Origin of the sequence: Affinundibacterium flavidum (assembly GCF_014284175.1) — a bacterium.
Lineage (GTDB): Bacteria > Pseudomonadota > Gammaproteobacteria > Burkholderiales > Burkholderiaceae_D > Undibacterium > Undibacterium flavidum.
On record NZ_JACOGA010000009.1, the window covers coordinates 226,827 to 238,742 of the forward strand.

13 protein-coding genes are annotated in these 11,916 nt (G+C 46.8%); 6 read left to right on the top strand and 7 right to left on the bottom strand.

The window, feature by feature from the left end; genetic code table 11:
- Position 1 precedes the first annotated feature (1 nt).
- From ahcY to metF, 3 genes are all read left to right on the top strand, one after another.
- Complete coding sequence (gene ahcY / locus H8K55_RS11495; protein ID WP_186942213.1) at positions 2-1,420, top strand: adenosylhomocysteinase; 1,419 nt, start codon at positions 2-4, stop codon at positions 1,418-1,420.
- A 153-nt stretch (positions 1,421-1,573) separates the two neighbouring features.
- Positions 1,574-1,927 (top strand): phage holin family protein, encoded by a 354-nt coding sequence (locus tag H8K55_RS11500; protein WP_186942214.1) that lies wholly within the window; start codon positions 1,574-1,576, stop codon positions 1,925-1,927.
- Complete coding sequence (gene metF, locus H8K55_RS11505) at positions 1,914-2,741, top strand: methylenetetrahydrofolate reductase [NAD(P)H] (RefSeq protein WP_186942215.1); 828 nt, start codon at positions 1,914-1,916, stop codon at positions 2,739-2,741. Before H8K55_RS11500 ends, metF begins: the two co-directional genes overlap by 14 nt.
- 74 nt (positions 2,742-2,815) lie before the next feature.
- Here metF and trpC read toward each other — a convergent pair whose 3' ends face one another.
- From trpC to rpe, 6 genes are all read right to left on the bottom strand, one after another.
- A complete protein-coding gene (gene trpC / locus H8K55_RS11510; protein WP_186942216.1) occupies positions 2,816-3,616 on the bottom strand; it encodes an indole-3-glycerol phosphate synthase TrpC in 801 nt (266 codons plus the stop codon).
- 15 nt (positions 3,617-3,631) lie between these two features.
- Complete coding sequence (gene trpD, locus H8K55_RS11515; RefSeq protein WP_186942217.1) at positions 3,632-4,663, bottom strand: anthranilate phosphoribosyltransferase; 1,032 nt, start codon at positions 4,661-4,663, stop codon at positions 3,632-3,634.
- A gap of 1 nt (position 4,664) precedes the next feature.
- The gene (locus H8K55_RS11520) at positions 4,665-5,231 is read right to left on the bottom strand and encodes an anthranilate synthase component II (RefSeq protein ID WP_186942218.1); all 567 of its coding nucleotides are present in this window, start codon (positions 5,229-5,231) and stop codon (positions 4,665-4,667) included.
- On the bottom strand, positions 5,232-6,728 hold the full coding sequence (trpE, locus tag H8K55_RS11525; protein ID WP_186942219.1) for an anthranilate synthase component I: 1,497 nt from the start codon (positions 6,726-6,728) through the stop codon (positions 5,232-5,234). It abuts the gene before it with no gap.
- A 317-nt stretch (positions 6,729-7,045) separates the two neighbouring features.
- Complete coding sequence (locus H8K55_RS11530; protein WP_186942220.1) at positions 7,046-7,753, bottom strand: phosphoglycolate phosphatase; 708 nt, start codon at positions 7,751-7,753, stop codon at positions 7,046-7,048.
- Positions 7,754-7,903: 150 nt separating this feature from the next.
- Positions 7,904-8,572 carry a ribulose-phosphate 3-epimerase gene (gene rpe, locus H8K55_RS11535; protein ID WP_186942221.1) on the bottom strand — a complete coding sequence of 223 codons (669 nt, stop codon included), beginning with the start codon at positions 8,570-8,572 and terminating at the stop codon, positions 7,904-7,906.
- A gap of 220 nt (positions 8,573-8,792) precedes the next feature.
- On the opposite strand from rpe, the gene apaG reads away from it, so the two are divergent.
- Complete coding sequence (gene apaG / locus H8K55_RS11540; protein ID WP_186942222.1) at positions 8,793-9,167, top strand: Co2+/Mg2+ efflux protein ApaG; 375 nt, start codon at positions 8,793-8,795, stop codon at positions 9,165-9,167.
- A 21-nt stretch (positions 9,168-9,188) separates the two neighbouring features.
- On the opposite strand, the gene H8K55_RS22045 is transcribed toward apaG, so the two are convergent.
- On the bottom strand, positions 9,189-9,320 hold the full coding sequence (locus H8K55_RS22045) for a hypothetical protein (protein WP_268978002.1): 132 nt from the start codon (positions 9,318-9,320) through the stop codon (positions 9,189-9,191).
- 12 nt (positions 9,321-9,332) lie between these two features.
- On the opposite strand from H8K55_RS22045, the gene mltA reads away from it, so the two are divergent.
- The gene (gene mltA / locus H8K55_RS11545) at positions 9,333-10,583 is read left to right on the top strand and encodes a murein transglycosylase A (protein WP_230408575.1); all 1,251 of its coding nucleotides are present in this window, start codon (positions 9,333-9,335) and stop codon (positions 10,581-10,583) included.
- Positions 10,584-10,606: 23 nt separating this feature from the next.
- Complete coding sequence (locus H8K55_RS11550; RefSeq protein WP_186942223.1) at positions 10,607-11,383, top strand: enoyl-CoA hydratase; 777 nt, start codon at positions 10,607-10,609, stop codon at positions 11,381-11,383.
- Positions 11,384-11,916 lie beyond the last annotated feature (533 nt).

Genomic DNA, 11,916 nt, shown 5'->3' on the forward strand with positions numbered 1-11,916 from the left:
CATGACATCTCAAACCGTATCTACAACAACGCAAGATTTCCACGTCGCTGACTTAAGCTTGGCCGACTGGGGTCGCAAAGAAATTCAAATCGCAGAAACCGAAATGCCAGGCTTGATGGCAATTCGTGAAGAATTCGCAGCTAGTCAACCTTTGAAAGGCGCGCGCATCACGGGTTCTTTGCACATGACGATTCAAACCGCCGTGCTGATTGAAACCTTGAATGCACTCGGCGCACAAGTACGTTGGGCATCTTGCAATATTTACTCAACCCAAGATCATGCTGCTGCCGCAATCGCTGCTGGCGGTACACCAGTGTTCGCATTCAAAGGCGAAAATCTGGATGAATATTGGGCATTCACACATCGTATTTTCGAATGGCAAGATGGCGGCTATTCCAACATGATCTTGGATGACGGCGGCGATGCGACTTTGTTGCTGCATCTCGGTACACGTGCAGAAACAGATATTTCCGTATTGAATAACCCAGGTTCAGAAGAAGAAACTTGCTTGTTCAACTCCATCAAAAAACATTTAGCGGTTGATGCAACTTGGTACTCTAAACGTCTGGCGGCAATCAAAGGCGTGACCGAAGAAACGACGACTGGCGTACATCGTTTGTACCAAATGCATAAAGAAGGCAAGCTCGCTTTCCCAGCAATCAACGTCAATGATTCCGTAACCAAATCCAAGTTCGATAACTTGTATGGCTGCCGCGAATCTTTAGTTGACGGCATCAAACGCGCCACTGACGTGATGATCGCGGGTAAAGTCGCGGTGATCGCTGGATACGGTGATGTAGGTAAAGGTTCCGCCCAAGCGATGCGTGCCTTGTCTGCGCAAGTTTGGGTCACAGAAATCGATCCTATCTGCGCTTTGCAAGCGGCGATGGAAGGCTATCGTGTGGTGACCATGGATTACGCGTGTGAACACGGCGATATCTTCGTGACGACGACTGGTAACTACCATGTGATTTCACATGAGCACATGTTGAAGATGAAGGATCAGGCGATTGTTTGCAACATCGGTCACTTCGATAATGAAATCGACGTCGCGGCACTCAAACAATACAAGTGGGACAACATCAAACCACAAGTTGATCACGTGATTTTCCCTAGTGGTCGTCGTATTATCTTGTTGGCTGAAGGTCGTCTGGTGAATCTCGGTTGCGGTACTGGTCATCCATCGTATGTGATGAGCTCTTCTTTCGCGAATCAAACCATCGCGCAAATCGAATTGTTCTGCAATACTGCCCAATACCCAGTCGGCGTTTACACTTTGCCGAAACATCTCGACGAAAAAGTCGCACGTTTGCAATTGAAAAAACTCAATGCACAACTGAGTGTTTTGACGGATGAACAAGCGAGCTATATTGGCGTGAAAAAAGAAGGTCCGTATAAACCAGAGCACTATCGCTACTAAGATGCGCCATAAATCCAATTACTGGGCGCATACCTTTGTCGTGAATACTCGCAATATCGACATATTGCTGCGTTTCACTTCGCGGTCTGCATCCCAGTAATTGAATTTCTGTCGATCTTAGCTTTTCAAATTTGTAAAAATTCTGGAGATACCATGCGCTTACTTGCTACCTGGTTAATTAACGCACTGGCGCTATTGGCGCTGCCATATTTGCTCAGCTCGATCACGATCAATAGTTTCACGACTGCTTTGTTAGTCGCCGTGGTCTTGGGTTTTGTGAATACCGTGATTCGGCCTATCTTATTAATCCTCACCTTACCTGTGACTGTATTAAGCCTAGGCTTATTTATTTTGGTGATTAATGGATTGATGTTCTGGGCAGTGGCCAGTATGTTTGATGGCTTTCATGTGGCAGGATTTTGGTCAGCGGTGATCGGGGCTTTGTTGTACAGCGTAATTTCATGGACACTCTCCACCTTACTTCTTTCAAAAAATGAATCCACATAATTTTAGTATTGAATTCTTCCCGCCAAAAACGGAAGAAGGAACCGAAAAATTACGGGTGACACGTGCCAAACTGGCAGAACTTAATCCTAAGTATTTTTCGGTGACTTTTGGTGCTGGTGGTACGACGCAACAGGGGACTTTGGATACTGTTGTTGAAATCCGCAAAGAAGGTTTTGATGCCGCGCCGCATCTGTCTTGCGTCGGTGGTACACGTGATTCAATTCGCCAAATTCTGCAAACGTATAAAGATCAAGACATTCATCGCTTGGTTGCTTTGCGTGGCGATCTGCCCAGCGGTTATGGTATGGGTGGTGAATTTCGTTACGCGAATGAACTCGTTGAATTTATTCGCGCCGAAACGGGTGATTGGTTCCACATCGAAGTGGCGGCTTATCCAGAAATGCATCCACAAGCAAAATCGCCGCAAGATGACTTACAGAATTTCGTGCGCAAGATACAAGCCGGTGCGAATGCCGCGATTACTCAGTATTTCTACAATGCCGATGCCTATTTTCAATTCGTAGAGAATGCGCAAAAAGCCGGCGTGAATGTACCTATCGTTGCGGGCATCATGCCGATCACCAACAGCAGTCAACTTATGCGTTTCTCAGAAATGTGCGGTGCAGAAATTCCTCGTTGGGTACGTTTGAAGTTGGCGAGCTACGGTGATGACAGCGCATCGATCAAGGCTTTTGGTTTGGATGTGGTGACGCAAATGTGTGAGCGCCTGCTTGCCGGCGGTGCACCGGGTTTGCATTTCTATTCTTTGAATCAGGCCGCGGCGACTACGGCGATTTGGAATAGATTAGTGTAATTTTTTAGATTAGGCATGAATAAAAAAACCACGATACCTATCGTGGTTTTTTTTAGTGAAATATCGCCAGAGACTTAGAAAAATAATTTCTCAAGTTCGACACCCGGCTCATCTGCACGCATAAAAGCCTCACCCACCAAGAATCCATGCACATTCGCATCACGCATACGCAGGACATCGTCTCGATTCATAATGCCTGATTCTGTGATGACGAGTTTGTCTTCGGAAATGCGTGGTAGTAAGCCAAGCGTGGTATCGAGTGTGACGTCGAATGTACGCAGATTACGATTGTTGATGCCAAGCAGATTGGTCTTGAGTTTCAATGCTGCGTCGAGTTCTTCACCATTATGCACTTCAACCAAAACACCCATGCCGAGTTCATGCGCGCAGGCTTCGAGTTCTGCCATCAGGCCATGATCGAGTGCTGCGACGATCAGCAAAATACAATCCGCACCCCAGCTTCTGGCTTGATACACCTGATAGGGATCGATCATGAAATCCTTACGTAATATTGGCAAAGAGCAGGCTGCGCGGGCTTGTTGTAAATAGATGGGCGCGCCTTGAAAAAACACTTCATCGGTCAACACCGATAAACAAGCAGCGCCATGTTGCGCGTAGCTTGCAGCGATTTCCGCAGGTTGAAAATTTTCACGGATCACGCCTTTGGAAGGTGAGGCTTTTTTGATTTCTGCGATGACAGCTGCTTTGCCCAGCGCCATTTTATTGCGCAGGCTAGCTTCAAATCCACGCAATGTTTGTTGTGCTTCTTTGTTGCTTTCTACGTCTGCTCGCAAACTGGTGTAGCTCTGCACTTTCTTATCGCGCGCGACTTCTTCTACTTTGACTTCGAGAATTTTATTGAGTATGTCTGACATGCTTATTTACCTAAGTTACTTACTTAACTGATGCGTGACTTCGACTAGTTGATGCAGCTTGTTTAACGCCGCACCGGAGGCGATAGCAGCTTGTGCTTTCTTGACGCCATCGGCGATGGAATCAGCAATGCCTGCGCCATATAAAGCAGCACCGGCATTTAAGCTAACGATATCGGTCGCCGGTCCCGGGACATTATTTAATACATCGAGAATACGTGCTTTGGATTCTTCCGCACCGGATACTTTCAAGCTGCGATTCGACACCATTTGCAAACCAAAATCTTCAGGGTGAATATCGTACTCGCGAATTTCGCCGTTCACCAATTCACCAACCATGGTCGGTGCGCCCAGTGATACTTCATCCATATTATCGCGTCCCCAAACCACGATCGCATGTTGTGCGCCCAGACGTTGTAGGACGCGCACTTGAATACCGACCAGATCAGGATGAAATACACCCATCAGAATATTTGGTGCTCCCGCTGGATTAGTGAGCGGACCCAGAATATTAAAAATCGTACGCACCCCCAGTTCACGACGCACTGGTGCCGCATGTTTCATCGCTGCATGATGATTAGGTGCAAACATAAAACCGATATTGGTTTGTGCTATTGATTGCGCGATTTGTTCAGGTTGTAAGTTGATATTCACGCCCAGCGATTCGAGTACGTCGGCACTGCCCGACGAGGAGGAAACGCTACGACCACCATGCTTAGCAACGCGGGCACCCGCAGCAGCGGTAACAAACATCGATGCGGTTGAAATATTAAAGGTATGCGCGCCATCGCCACCAGTGCCAACGATGTCGATCAAGTTCTTGGTATTCGCCATCGGCACCTTGGTCGAAAACTCGCGCATCACTTGTGCTGCTGCGGTGATCTCGCCAATGCTTTCTTTTTTAACGCGGAGGCCCATGGTGAGCGCTGCGATCATAATCGGCGACATTTCTCCACCCATGATAGTGCGGAACAGCGACAACATTTCATCGTGGAAAATTTCGCGATGTTCAATGAGGCGGGTTAAAGCTTCTTGCTGTGAGATCGTCATTTCATTTCCCCAATAAAAAATTCTTTAATAATGCATGACCGTGTTCCGACAAAATTGATTCAGGGTGAAATTGCACCCCCTGCAAATCAAATGTCTTATGACGTACACCCATGATCTCGCCATCTTCAGTCCACGCGGTCACTTCTAAGCAATCCGGCAAACTAGAGCGCTCAATGGCTAACGAGTGATAGCGTGTAATTGTGTAAGGGCTGGGCAAATCGCTGAACACACCAACGCCCGTGTGCGCAATTGGCGAAGTCTTCCCATGCATGACTTCCTTGGCGCGAATAACTTTGCCGCCAAAGGCTTCTGCAATACTTTGATGGCCGAGGCAAACACCGAGAATAGGAATTTCACCAGCAAAGCGTTTGAGCACAGGCACGGAAATTCCGGCTTCCAAAGGTGTGCATGGTCCAGGAGAAATACAAATGCGATCAGGCTTCATCGCTTCAATTTCTTCCAGCGTAATTTCATCATTACGATACGTGCGAACTTCTTCACCCAGCTCGGCAAAATACTGCACGAGGTTGTAAGTGAAGGAATCGTAGTTGTCTATCATTAGTAGCATTTAAATATCTCCGTCTAAACCATCTTGTACTTGTTCCGCTGCTCTGAGCATCGCGCGTGCTTTGTTTTCCGTTTCTTGCCATTCCATTTCAGGCACAGAATCGGCAACCACTCCAGCGGCGGCTTGCACGTAGAGCATGCCGTCTTTCAATACGCCAGTGCGAATTGCAATCGCTAAATCCATCTCGCCACCAAATGATAAATAACCGCAAGCGCCGCCGTAGATGCCGCGCTTGACTGGCTCTAATTCATCGATCAATTCCATCGCCCGTACTTTCGGGGCGCCGGATAATGTACCTGCCGGGAAGGTGGCCTTGAGGACGTCAAGGTTAGACATATTCGGCTGCAATAATCCTTCGACATTTGAAACGATATGTTGTACGTGAGAGTATTTTTCGATCACCATTTTTTCGGTGAGCTTCACGCTGCCGGTTTGCGCGATGCGGCCAATGTCGTTGCGTGCGAGATCGATCAGCATCACGTGTTCCGCGATCTCTTTAGGATCAGCTAATAATTCCACTGCAAGTTCTTCATCACGTTCTGGTGTCGCGCCGCGTGGGCGTGTTCCCGCCAATGGGCGTATCGTGACTTTTTTGTTCCCATCGCTGAGCTGCTCGTTGCGTACCAAAATTTCTGGCGACGCACCGATGATGTGCATGTCACCGAAATTGTAGAAATACATATACGGTGAAGGATTAATTGAGCGCAGTGCGCGGTACAAAGACAAAGGGGAATCGACGTAAGGTTTTTTGATACGTTGACCGATCTGCACTTGCATCAAATCGCCGGCCATGATGTATTCCTTGGCTTTGAGCACGGCTTTCAAATAATCTTCTTTGGCGAAATCACGGATCGCTTCGGTGCGGACTGAAGCAGACGTAATGGGTACGTCGACGCTGCGGCGTAACATCGCACGCAAATCTTTTAAACGCTGACGCGCTTTGCTCCATGCCTCCGACTGCGTTGGGTCGGCATAGACGATTAAATATAATTTGCCAGAGACATTATCGATAACTGCAAGTTCTTCGGTGAGTAAAAGTTGAATATCGGGTAAGCCGAGATCATCTTTTGGCGCGGTTTTTTCTAAACGCTTTTCCACATAACGCACGGCATCATAGCCAAAGTAACCAGCGAGCCCACCGCAGAAACGTGGCAAGCCAGGACGCAAGGCAACGCGGAAACGGGATTGATATTCGGCGATGAAATCTAAAGGATTGCCTTCATGCGTTTCTATCACTTGTGCGTTCTTGATGACTTCTGTATGGAAGCCAGTGGAACGCACCACGGTCGATGCGGGTAAGCCGATAAAGGAATAACGACCAAAGCGTTCGCCGCCTTTGACGGATTCCAACAAAAAGCTATTCTTGCCGCCATTGGTGGCTTGGGCGAGTTTCAGATAGAGCGTGAGTGGTGTTTCCAGATCGGCAAAGGCTTCGGCGATCATCGGGATACGATTGTAGCCTTGTGCGGCCAAAGATTTAAATTCGAGTTCAGTCATGATGTATGTGTGTTAAATGTGTTTGACCGAAAAGACCACATTCGATCAGCGCCAGACGTCAGCAATGCAGACGAGGCTAACTCCAAAATGTGAAATCAAAAGGTCGAAACGGTACAGCGAAAACTTACAGAATCTTGTCAAAGATGACGAGAGATGAAAAAACGTCGTTGGCGCGCATCAGGGTTTGGATAAAACTCAGACACACAGACGAAAGCGCCCACGCTGGTCAGGTAGATTGCCAGCGTCGCCATAGCCAAGCCTCAAAAGTGCCTGGAGTAGTTGATGGACGTTTCTTATCGAGGAACATTCTAATTTTGTTAGAAGCTTGATGAATTGGTTGATATTTTCTTACTGAGTAATAATTGTGCAGCACTCAGTAAGGTTTCGACTATACCATCACTTTCAATAGTTTGTACAGCCTCGCCGTGATTGTATCCATACGGCACTGTCAGCACCGGGCAACCAGCAGCGCGTGCGGCTTTGGCGTCATTCGACGAGTCGCCAATCGCGATCACTTGTGCAGGCGCCAGGTGAAAATCGAGGCAAACTTGTAATAGCGGTAAAGGATCAGGTTTTTTGCGAGCAAGAGAATCGCCACCGTACACGACGTCGAAAAATCCTTGTAAATCTTTCTTGGCTAATAAAGGCCTGGTAAATGCAATTGGCTTATTCGTCACGCAAGCCAAACGTAAGCCTTGTGCTTTGAGCGCCCGCAATCCTTCTATTACTTCAGGGTACAAAGTACTGTAATCACCATTAATCGCCAAATAGTGCTTTTGATAGCTTGCCATCGCTTGTTCAAAATATTGCTCGACTTGCGCTGGTTCGAAGTCTGTCGATAGCACGCGATGAATCAAATTTTCTGAACCTTTGCCGACGAAGTTGGTGATGGTGACGATGTCTAAATCGGGCAAGGAAAATTCTGCGCGCATGCGATTGATGGCGACTAGGAAATCAGGTGCGGTATCTAACATGGTGCCATCTAGGTCGATGATGGCGGCTTGGATGTTTTGGAATTTAGGCATATTTGGAAAAGAACTTATCGTCTCAGTGGCGATCTTAATGTTGACACGATGTGGATGTGGCAAATAGGCGAGACTGTCATTCCCGCGTGCTTTTAGCGGGAATCCAGTGTCAGTTGCCTTATGAAGAGCGATCTGTGGTGCAATCGAAGTTTAAGCCACCGAAGCCAACTCACCCCGCATAGCATCAATCACGCCCTTATAATCAGGCTTACCAAAAATCGCCGAGCCAGCTACAAAAGTATCCGCACCCGCAGCAGCGATTTCACGGATATTGTCTACTTTCACGCCGCCATCGACTTGCAACATAATGTCGCGGCCAGAATCGTCGATCATCTTGCGAACGGCAGCGATTTTTTTCAAAGTATGTGGAATAAAAGATTGCCCACCGAAGCCAGGATTAACTGACATCAATAAAATTAGATCCAGTTTATCCATCACATTTTCTAAAACATGTAAGGGTGTCGCTGGATTAAACACCAGACCAGCTTTGCAGCCGTGATCACGAATTAATTGCAGGCTGCGATCGATATGTTCTGAGCCTTCAGGATGGAAACTGATGATATTCGCACCGGCTTTGGCAAAATCGGGAATGATGCGATCCACCGGCTTCACCATCAGATGCACATCAATCGGCACTTGTACATGCGGACGAATTGCTTCGCAGACCAAAGGCCCTATCGTTAAATTCGGCACATAATGGTTATCCATTACGTCAAAGTGGATCATATCCGCGCCAGCGGCGACGACGTTACGAACTTCTTCGCCAAGGCGTGCGAAGTCGGCGGAGAGAATGCTGGGAGCGATGCGGTAGGTTGTCATATTAAAATCTCGGCTAAGTGTGCAAAATAAGTACGCAAAATGAAAGATTTGACAGCAAAATGTCAGCTAATCCTCTATTTTACTCCTGCGAAGATTGCCGTGCTCTTGTAAGATGCTCGTTTTGAGCGTTTTCTGGAAACATGCAAGTAAGCATTCAGCGAGTGTTTTGCCAGTGTCTCTGCATTTGCCATTATTTGCCATTTAATTGAGGCGAGGTTTTATGACTAAATATGAATTTAAAGTGTCAGTCGTGACGCAATATCTGGAAGAGCAATCGAATCCAGATAAAGCGCATTTTGTTTTCGCCTACACAATTACGATTAAGAACACCGGCGAAATTCCGGCGCAATTGATTTCACGTCACTGGATCATTACCGATGCGAACAATAAAGTGCATGAAGTACAGGGCTTAGGCGTGGTGGGACATCAACCTTTACTCAAGCCGGGTGAGGCTTTTGAGTACACCAGCGGTAGTTCTTTAGAAACGCCGCATGGCACGATGCAGGGAACTTATTTCTGTGTCGCGGAAGACGGGCATAAATTTGATGCGCTGATTCCTGAGTTCGTTCTATCTTTGCCGCGCACTTTGCATTGATTTTGCTAACTTAGTAGCGCTTTACTTTTGCTTCGTTTGATCAGATTTTTTGGTGTTTTTATTTGAGGGCTTTTTCCCAGAAAACATAGTCCACCAAACGATAAATACAAATAAGAAAAAAGCACCCATCGCTTCGACGGCTAATAACCACATAATTAATCCTTTATGAATTCTTTGTTCGAACAAAAACGCATTTTAGCAGCATCGCTGATGTTGACTTTGGTGGCATGTACGACGCCACCGAAGCAGCTTCCAGTGGAACCAAAGCCAGCAACGCCGCCTGTGACGACAACCGTACCACCGACGGTGCCCCCGACCGTACCTCCGACTGCCTCGGCTAAGTTGGCACCGATTACGAATTATACGCAGGCATATAAATTAAGCTCCTATGCTGATTTGCCCGGTTGGGGAAACGATGATTTGCGTGAGGCTTGGCCTGCCTTTGTTAACTCCTGTTCTGCGCTAAAAAATAAAGCAGAATGGAAAGAGGTTTGCAATACGCTGAAAAATGTGGATGCGAAAGATGCGACCTCGATTCGCGGTTTCTTCGAAATGAATTTCTCTCCCTATCAAGTGCAACATCTCGATGGCGCAACGGAAGGTATGGTGACCGGCTATTACGAACCTCTGTTGAAAGGATCACGTAGCAAAGGTGGTGTATTTCAAACGGCCTTGTACGCAGTGCCGAATGATTTATTGACTATCGACCTAGGCAGCGTGTATCCCGATCTAAAGAATATGCGCCTGCGTGGTCGCTTGGTGGGTAATAAAGTGGTTCCCTATGCTTCACGTGCTGAGATCTTGCCTTTTCTTGCAGGAAAAGAATTGGTCTGGGTTGATGATCCTATTGATGCCTTTTTTTTGCAGATACAAGGTTCCGGTCGCGTGCAACTGAATGATACGGGCGAAACGGTGCGTGTTGCTTATGCCGATCAAAACGGACATCCCTATAAATCTATCGGGCGCTATTTGGTTGATAAGGGTGAATTGACCTTGGATCAGGCTTCAGCGCAAGGTATTAAAGGCTGGATTGCTAAAAATCCTTCACGTCAGGAAGAGCTGTTAAACGCCAATCCTAGCGTGGTATTTTTTAAAGAAGAAAAATTGCTTGATCCTAGCATAGGTCCGAAGGGGGCTTTGGGTGTGCCATTGGTGCCGCAAAGATCAATTGCAATTGATCCAACGCAATTGCCACTTGGCGCGCCGGTATTTTTGTCGACTACAATGCCACTTAGCAGTAATCCACTACAAAGATTAATGATGGCGCAAGATACTGGCGGTGCAATTCGTGGTGCGGTGCGCGCTGATTTCTTCTGGGGCTTCGGACGAGAGCCGGGTGAATTGGCGGGACGCATGAAGCAGCGCGGCGCGATGTGGCTGTTATTGCCTAAGGCTTTTGAAATCAAAAATAATTAAATTCATTTATTGGAGTAAACAACATGGAATACCAGAACATACTTGTAGAGACTAAAGACAAAGTCGGTGTAATTACTTTAAATCGCCCAAAAGCTTTGAACGCCTTAAATGATCAGTTGATGGATGAATTAGGCCATGCTTTATTCGCTTTCGACCAAGATGAGAACATTGGCTGTATGGTGATCACTGGTAGCGAAAAGGCTTTTGCTGCGGGTGCGGATATTGCGGCCATGGTTGACTATAACTATATGGACGCCTACAACGGTAATTATGTTACGAAGAACTGGGAACATATTTTACGCGTGCGCAAACCAGTGATTGCAGCGGTGGCTGGTTACGCCTTAGGTGGTGGTTGTGAATTGACCATGATGTGTGATTTCATCATCGCTGCAGATAACGCAAAATTTGGGCAACCAGAAATTAAATTGGCAACTTTGCCTGGTTGTGGTGGTACACAACGCTTGCCGCGTGCGATTTCCAAATCCAAGGCTATGGATCTGTGTTTGACTGCTCGCTTAATGGATGCGAATGAGGCGGAGCGTGCAGGCTTGGTGTCGCGCGTTGTACCTTTGGATAAATTAATGGAAGAAACCTTGGCTGTCGCGACGACCATCGCTTCCATGTCTTTGCCTGTCGTGATGATGATCAAAGATGCAGTAAACCGTTCATTTGAATCGGGTTTAACAGAAGGCGTCCATTATGAGCGCCGCTTGTTCCATGCGAGCTTCGGCACACATGACCAGCGCGAAGGGATGCGAGCATTTTTGGAAAAGCGTCCGGCGAATTTCCAGAATAAGTAATTAGTAGCCGATAAAGATGTAGGGTGCGCCGCGCGCACCATAGTGGAAGAAATGCCAGTAACAAAAGAGAAGCGCTCAGTCATTGAGCGCTTTTTTCTTTAGTAGATGTCGAGAGTGAAACGATTTATTCGATTTATTCAGTTTATCCAAATAAACCTTGCCAAAGGGAAGTAAGGCTTGCTATAGTTCGCCTCCCGCAGAAATGCGGTGATGAAATAAGTAGGTATGCAAGCGGTAATGCGTTGATTTTCCTGGTGTTTAAATCGAAAGAGTAAGAAGCGATTTAAATGAAATATAAAACAAGGGGTTGACGGAAATTTAGAAGTGCTGCATAATCTCATTTCTCTGCTGCTGACGAACACAACGCTTCGTAGCAAAAACAAAATCCTTTGGGTGAGTTTGAGTGGAAAAGAATAAGATCTTTAACAATTAACAGTCAATAAATGTGGGCACTTGATAATGAGGCGACTAGCTACTTCGGTAGTTAGGAAACTTAAAAAATATCAAATGTTCACAAGAAGTAAAGATAAGAC